Annotated in this window: 13 protein-coding genes; 11 read left to right on the top strand and 2 right to left on the bottom strand. The window is 70.4% G+C overall.

Annotation, left to right across the window (positions count from 1 at the left end; translation table 11 throughout):
• Window positions 1–248: 248 nt before the first annotated feature.
• From ASF75_RS07855 to ASF75_RS07845, 3 genes are read left to right on the top strand one after another with little or no spacing between them, the layout of a single operon-like run.
• Window positions 249–1,601 (top strand): extracellular solute-binding protein, encoded by a 1,353-nt coding sequence (locus tag ASF75_RS07855; protein ID WP_042540360.1) that lies wholly within the window; start codon window positions 249–251, stop codon window positions 1,599–1,601.
• Window positions 1,602–1,655: 54 nt separating this feature from the next.
• Entirely contained in the window at window positions 1,656–2,621 is a 966-nt protein-coding gene (locus tag ASF75_RS07850; protein ID WP_017888374.1) for a carbohydrate ABC transporter permease, read from the top strand.
• A gap of 1 nt (window position 2,622) precedes the next feature.
• Window positions 2,623–3,534, top strand: a complete 912-nt coding sequence (locus tag ASF75_RS07845) for a carbohydrate ABC transporter permease (protein WP_056070327.1) — start codon at window positions 2,623–2,625, stop codon at window positions 3,532–3,534.
• A gap of 144 nt (window positions 3,535–3,678) precedes the next feature.
• Here ASF75_RS07845 and ASF75_RS07840 read toward each other — a convergent pair whose 3' ends face one another.
• Window positions 3,679–4,509: a siderophore-interacting protein gene (locus tag ASF75_RS07840; RefSeq protein ID WP_017888372.1), complete on the bottom strand. Its 831-nt coding sequence runs from the start codon at window positions 4,507–4,509 to the stop codon at window positions 3,679–3,681.
• Between the two features lie 28 nt (window positions 4,510–4,537).
• Between ASF75_RS07840 and ASF75_RS07835 the strand changes: the two genes are divergently transcribed.
• The 4 genes from ASF75_RS07835 to ASF75_RS07820 are packed head-to-tail and all read left to right on the top strand — an operon-like array spanning window position 4,538 to window position 8,740.
• A complete protein-coding gene (locus ASF75_RS07835; protein WP_231564117.1) occupies window positions 4,538–5,641 on the top strand; it encodes a FecCD family ABC transporter permease in 1,104 nt (367 codons plus the stop codon).
• Between the two features lie 50 nt (window positions 5,642–5,691).
• Complete coding sequence (locus ASF75_RS07830; RefSeq protein WP_235517583.1) at window positions 5,692–6,798, top strand: FecCD family ABC transporter permease; 1,107 nt, start codon at window positions 5,692–5,694, stop codon at window positions 6,796–6,798.
• A complete protein-coding gene (locus ASF75_RS07825) occupies window positions 6,795–7,709 on the top strand; it encodes an ABC transporter ATP-binding protein (RefSeq protein ID WP_056070323.1) in 915 nt (304 codons plus the stop codon). The genes ASF75_RS07830 and ASF75_RS07825 overlap by 4 nt, the downstream gene beginning before the upstream one ends.
• An 11-nt stretch (window positions 7,710–7,720) precedes the next feature.
• Window positions 7,721–8,740, top strand: coding sequence for an ABC transporter substrate-binding protein (locus tag ASF75_RS07820; RefSeq protein ID WP_017888368.1), 1,020 nt, complete (start codon window positions 7,721–7,723; stop codon window positions 8,738–8,740).
• 81 nt (window positions 8,741–8,821) lie between these two features.
• Here the strand turns inward: ASF75_RS07820 and ASF75_RS07815 are convergent, their stop codons facing one another.
• Window positions 8,822–10,876: a transglycosylase domain-containing protein gene (locus ASF75_RS07815; RefSeq protein ID WP_235517581.1), complete on the bottom strand. Its 2,055-nt coding sequence runs from the start codon at window positions 10,874–10,876 to the stop codon at window positions 8,822–8,824.
• A 166-nt stretch (window positions 10,877–11,042) separates the two neighbouring features.
• Between ASF75_RS07815 and ASF75_RS07810 the strand changes: the two genes are divergently transcribed.
• The 4 genes from ASF75_RS07810 to ASF75_RS07800 all read left to right on the top strand — a co-directional run bounded on the left by ASF75_RS07810 (window position 11,043) and on the right by ASF75_RS07800 (window position 14,832).
• A complete protein-coding gene (locus tag ASF75_RS07810) occupies window positions 11,043–11,612 on the top strand; it encodes a GNAT family N-acetyltransferase (protein ID WP_031260377.1) in 570 nt (189 codons plus the stop codon).
• A gap of 55 nt (window positions 11,613–11,667) precedes the next feature.
• Window positions 11,668–11,859 (top strand): hypothetical protein, encoded by a 192-nt coding sequence (locus ASF75_RS17635; protein ID WP_152427337.1) that lies wholly within the window; start codon window positions 11,668–11,670, stop codon window positions 11,857–11,859.
• A gap of 123 nt (window positions 11,860–11,982) precedes the next feature.
• Window positions 11,983–13,749 carry a hypothetical protein gene (locus ASF75_RS07805; protein ID WP_056070317.1) on the top strand — a complete coding sequence of 589 codons (1,767 nt, stop codon included), beginning with the start codon at window positions 11,983–11,985 and terminating at the stop codon, window positions 13,747–13,749.
• Between the two features lie 93 nt (window positions 13,750–13,842).
• On the top strand, window positions 13,843–14,832 hold the full coding sequence (locus ASF75_RS07800) for an alpha/beta hydrolase (protein WP_056070314.1): 990 nt from the start codon (window positions 13,843–13,845) through the stop codon (window positions 14,830–14,832).
• Window positions 14,833–14,860 lie beyond the last annotated feature (28 nt).

Here is a 14,860-nt window from a genome sequence, read left to right as displayed (position 1 = left end):
GGGCGCGTACGGGAACCGAAGCGGGCCGTCACGAAAGTGAGCGCTCACCTGACGGAAACGCTACCGGGTTCCACGCCGTCGCGAAAGGGGTGGCGGATGACAGGGGCGAGCGCTAATGTGAGCGCTCACGGAGCACCGGAAGGTCGTTCCGTGTCCGGAGCAGCAGTGCTCCGGGTCCGGAGCAGCGATGCTCCGGCGGGAGCACCGACCCTGTTCCCGAGCCCGGCCCATCCCGATGGAGTGATGCCATGCCGATCCCACCCGCAACACCTGCGTCGCGCCTCTCGCGGCGGGGCTTCCTCGCCGCCGGTGCAGCGGCCGCGACGGTCCTGCCGCTCGCCGCCTGCTCCAGTCCCCTCGCCGCCGGTCTCGCCGGCAGTGCCCTCAACCCCGAGACCCTCGTCTTCTGGAACCTGTTCGGCGGCGGTGACGGCGTCCGCATGCAGGACATGGAAGCCGGCTACGCCAAGCAGCACGGCGGATCGAGCGCGCTGCAGGCCACCACGTTCGCGTGGGGCAACCCGTACTACTCGAAGGTCACACTCGCCACCGTCGGGAACAAGCCGCCGGACGTCGCGATCTCCCACCTGACCCGGGCGAAGCCCCTGTGGGACGGTGACCTGCTCGATCCCATCACCTCCGAGGACCTCGCCGGCGTCGGTATGAGCGCCGCCGACTTCAACCAGAAGGCCTGGACGGCGCAGAAGACCGACGGCAAGAACATCTGCGTGCCGCTCGACACCCACCCCTTCGTGCTGTTCTACAACGTCGACGTGTGCCGGAAGGCCGGCCTGCTCGACAGCGACGACAACCTCAAGGACCTGACGGGGATCGACGCCTTCGAGAAGGCCCTGGCGGCAGTCTCGAAGGTCACCGGCGGCACGGCGCTCAACGTCGCGAACGTCAGTGAGGTCGCGACCCCGTGGCGCTTCTTCTGGACGATGTACAACCAGATCGAGGGTGCGACGCCGTTCATCAGCGACGGCGGCTCCAAGCTCACGGTCAACGAGGACGCCTACACGAAGGTCACCGACATGACCCAGAAGTGGGTCAAGCAGGGCTGGCTCAACAAGGGCCTCGACTACGCCACCGCGCAGACGCTCATGTTCACCGGCAAGGCCGGCTTCTTCATGCAGGGCGAGTGGGAGATCAGCACCGCCCAGTCGATCAAGGGGCTGAAGTTCGGGATGGCTCCGGTCCCGCAGCTCTTCGACAAGCCGGCGACCCAGGCCGACTCGCACACGTTCATCCTGCCGAAGAAGGACCGCACGCCGGAGCAGAAGCAGGCGGCGATGCTGTTCATCAAGCAGATGCTCGAGCAGAGCCTGACCTGGGCACAGGGTGGCCACGTGCCGGCGTACCTGCCGACGTACGACAGCTCGGCCTACAAGAAGCTGACGCCGCAGTCGAACTACGCCTCCGCCGCCGAGACCGCGGTGTTCGACGACGCCGCCTGGTACGGCGGCTCCGGGTCCACGTTCGAGAACACCGTGGGCGCCCAGCTGGCCCTCGTGCAGCAGGGCAGCAGTTCCCCCGCCGCGGCCATGAGCGCGATCAAGTCCCAGTTGTCGACCTACCTCAACACGCCGAGCCCGCTGTGATCGGGCCTGCGACCACCACGAACGACGTGAACACCCTGCGAAAGGCACGATGACGTGACCACAGCACCTGTCCTCGACCGCCCGACGGACGCGGCGAGCGCGCCGCGACGACTCCGCCCGTACCGCTCCAGCCTGACCCGCGGCCAGGGCCGCAGCGGCTGGCTGTTCCTCGCCCCGTTCGGCCTGTTCTACATCGCCTTCCTGCTCGGTCCGACGGTCTGGATGATCGTCACGAGCTTCTTCAACACCTCGACGGTCCGCACCGGGCTCGGCAGCTTCGCCGGGTTCGCGAACTACGCGGAGATGCTCGGTCGCGACGACTTCTGGTCCTCGCTCTGGCACACGCTGCAGTTCACGCTGTACACGACCCCGCCGCTCGTGATCCTGGCGTTCGTGTTCGCCGTGCTGACGAACCGGATGAACCGCGGCCAGTGGTTCTTCCGTCTGGCGTTCTTCCTGCCGTTCATCCTGCCGTCGGCGACGATCTCGCTCATCTGGGTGTTCATCTTCACGCCGAGCACCGGTCTCTTCGCGAGCGTCCAGTCGCTGCTCGGGATGACTCCGGGCGCCGGTGTCCTGGCCAGCCCGAACACGGCGATGATCGGTGTCGCCATCGCCACCGTGTGGTGGACCCTCGGCTTCAACTTCGTGCTCTACCTGGCCGGCCTGCAGGAGATCCCGCGCGAACTGTACGAGGCCGCCGCCGTCGACGGTGCCTCGAACTGGCAGCAGATCAAGTCGATCACGCTCCCCCTGCTCGGCCGCACGACGACCCTCGTCATCCTGCTGCAGATCATCGCGAGCCTGAAGATCTTCGACCAGGTCTACCTGATGACGAACGGCGGCCCGGGCATCTCCACCCAGGTCTCGCTGCAGCTCATCACCGGCGTCGGATTCACCGACAACCGACTCGGTGCCGCGTCGGCTGCGTCGGTCCTCCTGTTCATCGTGATCGTGGCGATCGCGGTCATCCGGCAGCTCGTCGAGCGCGCTGCCGCCAAGCGAGAGATCGGTGCCTGACATGACCGCCACCGAGAGCATCACCACCGGCCGGAAGCTCCGCACCGGGGTCTCGTCCGCCGCTCCCACGAGCGCCGCCAAGATCGGTGTCAGCGGGCGCGGCTTCACGATCGCGTCGGGCATCATCCTGACGATCTTCGCGATCATCTGGCTCATCCCGAGCGTGTTCGCGCTGAAGACGTCGCTGTCCGACAACGGTGTCGCCGCGCTCGGCGCGAACTCGATCCTGTCGAACTGGAACCCGACGCTGCACTCGTACGCGTCGCTGTTCCAGGCCGGCGACATCTGGAACTGGTACCTGGCCAGCGGCATCACGAGCGTCGTGACCGCGGTGCTCACCGTGCTGTTCGCCTCGATGGCGGCGTTCGCGCTGTCGCGGCTGGTGTTCCGCGGCCGGAACATCGCGTTCCTGCTCATCATCCTGGGCATCATGATCCCGACCCAGGTCCTGATCATCCCGATCTTCCAGGAGCTCAACGCGGTCGGCCTGCTCAACACGTACTGGTCGGTGATCTTCCCGCAGGTGCCCGCCGTGATCGCGGTGTTCATCTTCAAGCAGTTCTTCGACGGCATCCCGAAGGAGCTCGAAGAGGCTGCGCGCATCGACGGCGCCGGCATCTGGAAGGTCTACTGGTCGGTCATCCTGCCGCTGTCGCGTCCGGTGATCGCAGCGGTGACGATCCTGACCTTCGTCGGGGTGTGGAACAACCTGCTGCTGCCGCTGTTCGTGCTGTCCAACCCGGACCTCATGACGATCCCGGTCGGGCTCGCCACGGTCCAGGGCAGCTTCGGGCAGCGCTACGCCGACATCCAGGCTGGTGCACTCCTGGCGGCGTTGCCGCTGATCATCCTCTACCTGATCTTCCAGCGGCAGATCGTGGAGGGCGTGACGGGCTCGGGCCTCAAGGGCTGACGCGGCCCCACCACGGACGGGAGGCCCGGTGCCAGCTGGCACCGGGCCTCCCGTCCGTCCGTTGGTCGCGCCACGGGCGCGGCGTGCCTGGCGAGAGCGGGCGTACCTGGCGGGACCGGGCACACCTGCCAGGCAGCGCGCGGGTCAGGCGGGGACGGAGACCTTCGTCTCGTGCTTCCAGAACCCGGAGAACGTGATGCGCGACTTCGGCAGACCCGCACGGTGCAGGTGGCGGCGGCCCTCGGTGGCGAGCTTCGACTCCCCCACGACGAACGCGTAGCCCCTGTCGTCGGACGGCACGTGCCGCTGCAGCTCCGCGAGGGCGCCGCTGCCGGGGACCGCGCCCGGCTGCCGGACGATCCACGTCACCTGCACGCCGGTGGGGGCGTCGAGGTCGCGGATGTCGGCGGCGGTCGGGACCTCTTGGATGATGCGGCCGACGGTGTCGCGCGGCAACGACGCGGCGATGCCGACGATGCCCGGCAGGCCGGTCTCCTCCGCCGCGACGACGACCTCGCTGGTGCCGGCCGGGACGTCGAAGATGCAGCCCTGGTCGAGCATCGCGAGCTCTTCGCCGGGGCGGGCGGAGCAGGCCCAGATCGCGGCACGGCCCTCGAGCTGACCGCGGTGGTCCAGGTGCACGACGAAGTCGATGTCGAGCTCGGCGGTGCCGTCGGCGAGCAGCCGGTACGCGGCGACGGTGTAGTTCGCGCAGTGCGGGCGGATGTCCTCGGGGATGCCGAGGAACGTCGGCCACCACTTCTTGCCGTCCAGGTCGGGCATCCGGAAGGCGTCCTGGTCGGGGCGCCGGACGAACAGGCGGAACCAGTGGTCGAAACCGAGGTAGCCGAACTCGTGCAGGTCGTCGCCGGTGACGGTGACACGCTGCATCGAGGGGGTCACCCGCTGGGTCCGGAGGACACGGGCGCGGAAGAGCCGGGGGTTCGTCGGCAGGAGCCGCGGGGTCTTCGCCATGAGGCAAGGCTAACCTAAGATGACTTCCGTGCCAGCCCCCAATCCCGTTCTGGCTTCCGGTCCGGAGGCCCCCGAACCCGTCGTGTCCAGCGCCCGGGACGGCGACGCGTCCCGCGCCCTCGGTGTGCACCGGACCGCGATGCGGCGACGGACCGCGGTCATCATCGGCCTCGTCGTCGCCCTGGTCCTCGTCGCCGTGGCGAGCATGCTGCTCGGCAGCAACCGCATCGGCGTCGCCGAGGTGTGGGCGGGGCTCACGCGCACCGGATCGAGCACCGACGAGGCGATCGTGTGGGGCTCCCGCATCCCGCGCACGCTCATCGGCGCAGCGGTCGGCGCGGCCCTCGGCATCGCCGGACTGCTCATGCAGGGACACACCCGCAACCCACTCGCCGACCCCGGTCTGTTCGGCGTCTCGTCGGGCGCGGGGCTCGCGGTGGTGCTCGGCGTCTACGTGTTCGGGGTGACGAGCACGAGCGCGACCGTCTGGTTCGCACTGGTCGGGGCCCTGGTCGCCAGCGTCGTCGTCTTCTCGGTGACGATCGCCGGCAGCGGCACGGCCAGCCCGGTGCCGCTCGCCCTCGCCGGCGCCGCGGTCTCGGCGCTGCTCGCCGCCCTGACCTCGTTCGTCGTGCTGACCGACCAGGCGTCGCTCGACGCGTACCGGCTCTGGGTCGTCGGGTCGCTCGCCGCACGCCAGCTCGACATCCTCGGGGCGGTGTGGCCGTTCCTGGCCGCCGGACTCGTGCTCGCGGTGCTGAACGTCCGCGCCCTCGACGCCCTCGGGCTCGGGTCGGAGCTGGCGAAGGGCCTGGGCGAGAACGTGCTCGTCGCCCGGCTGGTCGGCCTGGGAGGGATCACGCTGCTCGCCGCCGGGGCGACCGCGGCGGCCGGCCCGATCGGCTTCGTCGGCCTGACGGTCCCGCACGTCGCCCGCGCGCTCGTCGGCACCGGACACCGCTGGACGCTGCCGGTGTCCGGTCTGGTCGGCGCCGCCCTCGTGCTGGTCGCCGACGTCATCGGTCGCCTGATCGGCGGGTTCTCCGAGGTCGAGGTCGGCATCGTGCTCGCCGTCATCGGGGGCCCGGTGTTCGTCGCCGTGGCCCGCCGCCGATCGCTGGTGTCACTGTGAGCGGGGCAGCGGTGCGCAGCAGCGGGAGGACGCCCGGCAGCACCACCGGCATGCCCGGCAGTACACCCGGTGCGCCGGGCACGAACGGCCCCGCGGCCCGCACCCCCGGCCGTGCCGGCATCCGCATCGGCCCCGTCGGCCTCGCCTGGCGCCCCCGGGTGTTCTGGTACACCGTCGCGTCGCTCGCCACCGTCCTGGTGCTCATCGTCCTCGGCACCGCGGTCGGCTCGACGTGGATCGCGCCCGGGGTCGTCATCCGGTCCCTGCTCGGGCTGGAGTCCGGTCCCGACGCCTTCATCATCACCACCCTGCGCCTGCCCCGCGTGCTGACCGGCGCACTCGTCGGCCTGACCCTCGGGGTCGCCGGGGCACTGACCCAGACCTTCACGCGGAACCCCCTCGGCACCCCGGACATCATCGGCGTCACCGCGGGCGCGAGCGTCGGTGCGGTCGCCGCGATCGTGCTGGGCGGCGGGACGTACTCGGTGTCGTCCCTGGTGCTCGGTGGCGGGATCCCGGTGGCCGCCACGATCGGCGCCCTGGTCGCAGCGGTCCTGGTCTACGGCCTGGGTTGGCGCGGTGGCGCGCAGAGCTACCGGCTCGTGCTGGTCGGCATCGGCGTGAGCGCGACCCTCGACGCCGTGACCAGCTACCTGCTCGTCCGGGCGAAGATCACGGTCGCGACCGCGGCCTCGCAGTGGCTGGTCGGCAGCCTGTCGAGCACCTCGTGGGAGAGCGTCTGGCCGCTGCTCCTGGTGGCCGTGGTCGCGGTGCCGATCGCACTCGCGACGAGTGCGGCACTCGGCATCGGGCAGCTCGGCGACGAGGTCGCGACCGGCGTCGGACTCGGCGTCCAGCGACACCGGCTGCTCGTCATCGCACTCGCGGTCGTGCTGACCGCCGCCGCCGTGGCCGCCGCGGGACCGGTGGGCTTCGTCGCGTTCGTCGTGCCGCAGGTCGGGCTCCGGCTCGCCGGCACGAACCGGCCGCCGCTGCTGCTCGCCGGTGCTCTGGGAGCCGTGCTCGTGCTCGCCGCCGACCTGCTGTCCCGTTCCGCGTTCCCGTGGCAGGTGCCGGTCGGCATCATCACCACCGTGATCGGGGCGCCGTACCTGATCTGGCTCCTCGTCCGTCACCGCAAGGAGATGTCCCGATGACAACAGCGCACGACCGCGACCACCAGCACGAGCACGAGCACGACAGCGTGCTCGAAGCCCAGGGCCTGTCCGTCGGCTACGACCGCCAGCCGGTCCTGCGCGACCTGCACCTGCGCATCGAGCGCGGCACCGTCACGACGTTCCTCGGCGCGAACGGCTGCGGCAAGTCGACCCTGCTCAAGGCGTTCGGCCGCGTGCTCAAGCCGCAGGCCGGCGAGGTCCTGCTCGACGGCGCCCCGATCCGCAAGGAGCCGAACCGCCAGGTCGCCCGCAAGCTCGCGATCCTGCCGCAGTCCCCCGTCGCCCCGGCCGGCACCAGCGTGCTCGACCTGGTGATGCGCGGCCGGAACCCGCACCAGTCGTGGGCGAAGCCGTGGACCGCCGAGGACGCCGCCGTCGCCGAGGACGCGATCGCCGCCACCGGACTGACCGAGGTCGCGCACCGCGACGTCACGAGCCTGTCCGGCGGACAGCGCCAGCGCGCCTGGATCGCCATGGTCGTCGCGCAGCAGGCCGAGACGCTCCTGCTCGACGAGCCGACGACCTACCTGGACCTCGCGCACCAGCTCGAGGTCCTGCGGCTCGTCCGACGGCTGAACCGCGAGCAGGGGTCGACGATCGTGATGGTGCTGCACGACCTGTCGCTGGCGGCGCGGTACTCGGACCGGCTCGTGGTGCTGCACGACGGCGGGGTCGTGGCCGACGGCACACCGCACGAGGTCCTCACCCCGGCACTGCTCGAGCACGCGTTCGGCCTGCACGCCCGGGTGTTCCCCGACCCCGTGACCGGTGCGCCGATGATCGTGCCCGAAGCGGACGAGCACGACCCGGTCCCGCACGCCCCGGCCGAGCACACCGTCACACGCACGAAAACCGAAGACGTGCTGGCGAGTGCCGCAAAGTTAGGTTAGCCTCTCCTAATGTGAAGACCTCCCGACGTGGCCACCTGCGCGCCGCCCTCCTGACCTCCGTGACCGTCTCGGCACTCCTCCTGACCGGCTGCTCGAGCACCGGCAACTCGAACGACTCCGACTCAGACGGCGGCACCGCCGCGTCGAAGGCGTGGTCGTACCAGGACGCCACCGGCGCGACCGTCAAGGTCGACCACACGCCGAAGCGCGTCGTCGTGCTGAACGACATCGCCCTGTCGTTCATCGAGTACGGCCTCAAGCCCGTCGGCACCTTCGGGCAGCTGACGATGGCGAAGGACGCCCGGTTCAAGGGCCTCGACACCGACGGCATCACCCAGCTCGGCACCGCCTACGGCGACATCGACCTCGAGCAGCTCGCCGCGCTGAAGCCCGACCTCGTCGTGACCTCGGTCTACCCGACCGACGCGAAGGGCACGCTCGACACCACGCAGCCCGGCTACGGCTTCAAGGACAAGGCGCAGGAGAAGCAGATCAAGGCGATCGCGCCGGTCGCCGAGGTGAAGTGGGGCGGCAAGGGCGAGGACGTCATCGAGGAGATCGCGAAGCTCTCCGAGTCGCTCGGCGCGAAGGAGTCGACGGTCGACGCCGCCGAGAAGCGCTTCGACACCGCCGCCGACGAGCTCGAGAAGGTCTCGAAGGACACGGACCTGTCGGTCGTCTCGATGTACGCCGACGGTGACGGCGCGTACGTCACCCGCCCGACCGACGAGCCGTCGCTGCAGATGTACGCGTCGTACGGGGTCGACTTCGTCAACCCGAAGCCGAAGGGCTTCTACTGGGGCATCTACTCGTGGGAGAACGCCGGTCAGATCACCGGTGACGTGCTGCTGCTGTCGCAGCAGGGCTACCAGGTCGCCGACCTCGAGAAGCAGCCGACCTTCGCCGACAACGCCGCGCTCAAGGCCGGCCAGGTCCACAGCTGGACGTTCCCGGCACTCGACTACACGTCGCAGGCCGACTACATGACCAAGCTCGCAGGCTGGCTCGAGGACAGCAAGAAGCTGTCGTAGGACGCAACCGAGAACCGGCCTGGAGGCGCGGTGCCAGCTGGCACCGCGCCTCCAGGCCGTTCGTGGCTGCGTTCCGGGCCGTCAGCCGACCGGCAGCGCCGCGTTCACCGCCGTCTGCGCGTCGCGCCAGACGGCCGCACGCGACCCGGCGTAGGTACCGCCCTGGCCGTTGGAGAACGACCGCAGGTTGTGCTTCGCGCCGTCCGTGTTGCCCTGCCAGTAGACGGTGACGGCACGCGAGGTCCCGCCCACCAACCACACCTGGTCGGCCGCGTCCGTGGTGCCGGTCTTGCCGAACAGTGTCGCGCCGTCGGGGGTCTGCCCACCGCTCGCCGTCCCGCCGCGGAAGGCGCCCTGCATGACGTCGAACGCGGTGGCCGCGGTCTGCCGGGACACCGCCTGCGTGCACGAGCGGGGCTGTCCGCCGAGCTCCTCACCGTCGGGCGCGACGACCTGGTCGATCACCACGGGTGCGCAGAACCGCCCGCCGTTCGCGATGCCGGCGTAGGCCGAGGCCATCGTGAGCGGGGCGATGCTCTCGGTGCCGAGCAACGACCCCGGGTTCCACGGCAGTTCGCCGCCGCTCGCCAGGTGCACGCCCAGCCGCTCGGCCACGTCGCGGATGTCGCACAGGTCGAGCTGTTCGGCCATCGACTGGTACGCGGCGTTGACGGACTGCGCCGTCGCCGACCGGACCGAGTACGGACCACGCTGCCCGGCTGAGTCGTTCTTCGGCTGCCAGAACGCCGAGGCGGGTTCCCCGCACGCGGTCCACTCGCTGTGCGGGTGCGGCGTGCCGTCCACGACGGTGTCCGGGCTGCGGCCGGCCTCGATCCACGCGAGCAGGGTGAACATCTTGTAGGTCGACCCGGTCTGGAAGCCGGTGGAGCTGCCGTCCGCCTCGTCGGTGGCGTAGTTCAGCGAGGTCGCGGTGCGGGGCGCGTCGGACGAGCGGTCGTGGTCGGTGTTCTGTGCCATCGTCAGCACGCGGCCCGTCCCTGCCTCGACCGTGTTGAACGTAGCCCCGAGTGCCAGCCGGGTCTCGGTCTTCGGGTCGTACCGGTCGAGCAGCTGCTTCTGCGCCGCGTTCAGGTCGAGGTCGAGCGTGGTCTGGATCCGGTACCCGCCGGTGCGCCAGGCGTCCGCCCGCTGCTGCTTCGTCGCGCCGAGCTGCGGGAGCCGCTGGGCGATGGTCTCCGCGTGGTCACAGAAGAACGCGGCGCCCACCTCGACCGCCTCGCACCCCTGGTGCGGTGCCGTCAGGTGCACGGAGTCGGCGACACGGGACAGCCGAGCCGTTCGGTACTCCTCGGCCGACAGGTGCCCCTGCTCGTGCATCGACCGCAGGATCACGTTCCGCCGGGCGGCGTTGTCGCGGTGGTGGTCCGGCGTCGACAGGTCCCGTCGTTCCGGCCACTGCACGATCGCGATGAGCGACGCCGCCTCGGCCGGGGTCAGGTCGCTCGCCGACTTGCCGTAGTAGTGCTGCGCCGCCGACTGCACGCCGTAGGTCTGGTCGCCGAAGTAGGCGATGTTCAGGTACGCCGCCAGGATCTGCCGCTTCGTGTACTGCTTCGCCAGGCTGATCGCGAGCTTCATCTCGGCGAGCTTGCGCTGCGGCGTCCGCCTGGTCGCCTCCTCGTACCCGGCCTCGCGCTCCTCGGCCGTGGGCAGTTCGCTGGCCTGCTGGATCTTGATGTTCCGCACGAGCTGCATCGTCAGGGTCGAACCACCCGACCCGCCCTCGGTCCCGGACGTGGCGACGCTCACGAGCGACCGGACGACGGACGTCGCGTCGACGCCGCCGGTCTCGTAGAACCGCTTGTCCTCGCCGTCCACCGCGGCGTGCTCCAGGTGGTCGCTGATCTGCTCGAGCGTGAGCTCCTGGCGGTCCTGGTCCCACACGTTCGCCAGGTGCACCGGCTCGCCGCCGCGGTACGCCCAGATCTGGTTGCGCTGCGGGAGCTGCCCGATCTCGATGTCCTCCGGCAACGACTCGAACACCCCGATCGCCGAGGTCGTGCCGACGCCGGCGACCGCGATCACCGGCGTCACCCCGACGCTCACCAGCAACCCGGCGAGCACACTGCCACCCACGAAGCCGAGCGCGGCTCCCCCTGCACGTCGCATCGTCATGTCGTTCCCCCTCGTCCGCGCCACCGTCGGCGCGGTCCGGAGAGGCTCGCAGTCCTGCTCGGGTGGCCGCCGGGACTTCCCCGCGGAACACCGTCGTGTCCGCTGGGAAAGTGCCGGGGTCGGTCGCCGCTCGGCGCTCGCCGCCCGTGCGGAGCATGATCGGCGCATGGAGTACTCGACGGCGATGCTCACCGAGGAGACGTGGCCCGACTTCGCCGCGCTCGTCACCCGCAGCAACGGTGTGTGGGGCGGGTGCTGGTGCATCGGCTTCCACCCGGACGGCCCGCGCGGCACACCGGACCCCACGGTGTCCCACCAGGAGGCGAAGCACCGGCACGTGCGCGACGGCACGAACCACCAGGTGCTCGTCTACGCCGACGGCACCGCGGTCGGCTGGTGCCAGTTCGGACGCCCGGCCGAGCTGCCGACGATCCTGAACCCGGGCGCGTACGCCCGCGACGCCTCGACCCCGCCGGACTGGCGGATCGGCTGCGTGTTCGTGGAGTCCCGGCACCGCGGCCACGGTGTCGCACGTGCCGCGGTCACCACGGCCCTGGACGAGATCCGCCGGGCGGGCGGCGGGACGGTCGAGGCCTACCCGGAGCAGACGGTCGAGCGGAAACCGCAGCGCGGGGCGTACCTGCACACCGGACCGGAAGAACTGTTCACGCAGTTCGGGTTCGTGCGCGACCGCCGCATCGCGAAGTGGCGGTGGGTGATGCGCGCCACCGTGTGACCGATCGTCCCTGCTCGCTCCGCACCACCGGCCGCGCACGCGTACCCTGGGTGCCGTGACACGCACCGCTCCGGTACGACCGCACCGCCTCGCCCTGATCGGCGCCGCCGTGGCCCTGGTGATCGGGGTCGGACTGCTCTTCTCCCCCTGGGACGGGCCGGTCGTCCTGCTCGCCTGGGCGCTCATCGTCGCCGCGGTCGTCCTCGGTGCCCTCACGCTGTTCTTCGTCCGGGCGCCACGCAGCTAGTCCCCGCCGCCGGGGCACTTGTCCCCTTTTCTCCCGACTGTCCGAGCGCGGCAACGGGTCTACGGTCTGTCCCGTGCGGCAACGACGCCGCACGATGACGAATCGAGCATCATGCAACGACGGATGAAGCGGATCCTCGCGCTCGCCCTGAGCGTCGGAGTCGTGGGGGCACTGGCTCCGGCGATCTCGGCCCAGGCAGTCGCCACGAGCGACACCCCGGACTTCGGCAGCAACGTGAAGGTCTACGACCCCACGGTGCCGGCGTCGACCATCCAGGCCGACGTCGACGCGGCGTTCACCAGCCAGCTCCGCAGCACGACGGCGCAGTTCGGCACGCAGCGGCACGTCTTCCTGTTCAAGCCCGGCAGCTACGGCCGCATCTGGGCGAACCTCGGCTTCTACACGTCGGTCGCTGGGCTCGGCAAGAACCCCGACGACGTCACGATCAACGGCGCGGTGAACGTCGACTCCGGGTGGAACGCCGGCGACGAGAAGAACGCGACACAGAACTTCTGGCGGTCGGTCGAGAACGTGGCGATCGCGCCCGAGAGCGGAACCGACCGGTGGGCGGTGTCCCAGGCCGCCCCGATGCGCCGGGTCCACGTGAAGGGCAACCTGACGATGGGTCCGTCGAACCAGGATGGTGGACAGGGGTACTCGTCCGGCGGCTACATCGCCGACACGAAGGTGGACGGCACGGTGACCTCGGGGTCCCAGCAGCAGTGGTACACGCGGAACTCGACGATCGGGTCGTGGCAGGGCGGCAACTGGAACATGACCTTCTCAGGGGTCCAGGGCGCCCCGGCGAACGACTTCTCGAAGAGCTACACGACGCTCGCCACCACGCCGACCACACGGGAGAAGCCGTACCTGTACGTGGATTCGTCCAACAAGTACCACGTGTTCGTCCCCTCGCTCAAGCAGAACGCGAGCGGTGTCACGTGGCCGAACACCGCCGGCACCGACCTCCCGATGCGGAACTTCTACGTCGCGCACCCGGGCGACTCGGCCGCCACGATCAACGCCGCTCTGGCGCAGGGCCTCAACCTCTTCTTCACGCCGGGCACGTACGAGCTCGACTCGCCGATCGCCGTCACCAGGGCGGACACCGTCGTGACGGGAATCGGCTTCCCCACCCTCGTTCCCACCAGGGGCAACGCCGTTCTGACGTCGACGGACGTCGCCGGGGTGAACGTGTCGAACCTCGTCGTGGACGCCGGTGCGCAGAACAGCGCACAGCTCGTCCGCCTCGGCAGCGCTGGGTCGCACGTCGACCACGCGGGAGATCCGCAGAGCATCCAGGACGTCTTCTTCCGCGTCGGTTCGAGCGTGCAGGGCAAGGCGACGACCACCCTGCAGGTGAACGCCGACGACACACTGGTCGACCACATCTGGGCCTGGCGAGCCGACCACGGCGGCGCACCGACGGGCTGGAACGTCAACATCGGCGCGACCGGGGTCGAGGTGAACGGCAACGACGTGCTCGCCACCGGGCTCTTCGTCGAGCACTACCAGAAGTACGAAGTGCTCTGGAACGGTGAGAACGGCAGGACGATCTTCTTCCAGAACGAGATGCCGTACGACGTGCCGGACAACGCATCCTGGCAGAGTCCGACCGGCGCGGGCTACGCGGCCTACAAGGTGGCGTCCTCGGTCACGAAGCACGAGATCTGGGGCGGCGGCGTCTACGCCTTCTTCAACACGAACCCGTCCGTGCACGCCGACCGGGCGTTCGAGGTCCCGCAGACCGCTGGCGTCCGCGCCCACGGGCTCGTCACCGTCTCGCTCGGCGACACGGGCACCATCTCGAGCATCATCAACGGCGTCGGCGGCGCGGTTCCCACACCTGCGGGCAACACCGCACCGAACCGACTCGCGTCGTACAACTGACCGGGGTCTGAGGGAGCGGGTGGTCCTGGCCGGGTGACGGGTGCACGACCCCGCAGCAGCACCGCCCGCACCGGCGCCGGATACGCTCGCCGCATGACGGACCAGAGGTGGCACGAGGACGTGCTCGGAGCACCGTACGAGCGGCTCGAACTGCCGCTCGGCACCGACTCCGAGGGCCCCGTCGTCGCCACCCTGGTCCGCCGACGGCACACCCCGACGGACCTGCTGCTGCACGGTCGCGGGCCCCTGCACGGGGTCGATGTGCTCTACGTGCACGGCTGGTCGGACTACTTCTTCCAGGTCGAGCTCGCCGAACGCCTGGAGCGGCTCGGCGCCCGGTTCCACGCGCTGGACCTGCGGAAGTACGGTCGGAGTCTGCGTCCGCACCAGACCCCGGGCATGGTCGACGACCTGGCCGTGTACGACGAGGACATCGCCGCAGCGCTCGACGCGATCTCGGCCGAGCACCCCGGCTCGGACCGCCGCAAGCTCGTGCCGATGGGCCACTCCACGGGCGGTCTGACCCTGTCGCTGTGGGCGGCCCGGCACCCGGAGCTCGTGCACGGCCTGGTGTTGAACAGCCCGTGGCTCGAGTTCCAGGCCACCGCGGTGGGGCGGGCCATCGTCGCACCGGTCATCAGGCTCGGCGCGCGCCGGAACCCGCTCGCGCCGATGCCCGCCGTCGACCCCGGCTTCTACACGCGCACCGTCTCGGCCGAGGGCGAGGGGTCGTGGACCTACGAGCAGCAGTGGCGGCCGGAGCGCGGCTTCCCCCTGCACCCCGGGTGGCTCGCCGCGGTCTTCGACGGTCAGGCAGAGGTCGAGAAGGGGCTCGGCATCACGGTCCCGACCCTGGTGATGCTGAGCGACAAGAGCATGCTCCAGCCGCGGTGGGACCCGGGGATGGCGCGGGCCGACGTCGCCCTGAACGTCGACACGGTGGCGCACCGTGCGCTCTCCCTCGGTGACGAGGTCACGGTCCGCCGGCTCGCGGGGGCCCTGCACGACGTCGTCCTGTCCGCGCCGGACGTCCGGGAACGGGCGTACGACACCATCGAGCGCTGGGCGAGCACACTCCGGTAGTCCCGCGACGCTCCGCGAGGCGTGCGGC

It is taken from the genome of Curtobacterium sp. Leaf154 (assembly GCF_001424595.1).
Lineage (GTDB): Bacteria > Actinomycetota > Actinomycetes > Actinomycetales > Microbacteriaceae > Curtobacterium > Curtobacterium poinsettiae.
The sequence above is the reverse complement of the archived record's forward strand: the minus strand, read 5'-3'. Positions and strand labels throughout refer to the sequence as shown.

Excerpts from the sequence above, each read along its gene's own strand:
- ASF75_RS07825 (WP_056070323.1), top strand. The coding sequence starts at position 6,795 with ATGACAACAGCGCACGACCGCGACCACCAGCACGAGCACGAGCACGAC.
- ASF75_RS07805 (WP_056070317.1), top strand. The coding sequence starts at position 11,983 with ATGAAGCGGATCCTCGCGCTCGCCCTGAGCGTCGGAGTCGTGGGGGCA.
- ASF75_RS07800 (WP_056070314.1), top strand. The coding sequence starts at position 13,843 with ATGACGGACCAGAGGTGGCACGAGGACGTGCTCGGAGCACCGTACGAG.
- ASF75_RS07815 (WP_235517581.1), bottom strand. The coding sequence starts at position 10,876 with ATGACGATGCGACGTGCAGGGGGAGCCGCGCTCGGCTTCGTGGGTGGC.
- ASF75_RS07830 (WP_235517583.1), top strand. The coding sequence starts at position 5,692 with ATGCCCGGCAGTACACCCGGTGCGCCGGGCACGAACGGCCCCGCGGCC.
- ASF75_RS07810 (WP_031260377.1), top strand. The coding sequence starts at position 11,043 with ATGGAGTACTCGACGGCGATGCTCACCGAGGAGACGTGGCCCGACTTC.
- ASF75_RS07845 (WP_056070327.1), top strand. The coding sequence starts at position 2,623 with ATGACCGCCACCGAGAGCATCACCACCGGCCGGAAGCTCCGCACCGGG.
- ASF75_RS07855 (WP_042540360.1), top strand. The coding sequence starts at position 249 with ATGCCGATCCCACCCGCAACACCTGCGTCGCGCCTCTCGCGGCGGGGC.
- ASF75_RS07840 (WP_017888372.1), bottom strand. The coding sequence starts at position 4,509 with ATGGCGAAGACCCCGCGGCTCCTGCCGACGAACCCCCGGCTCTTCCGC.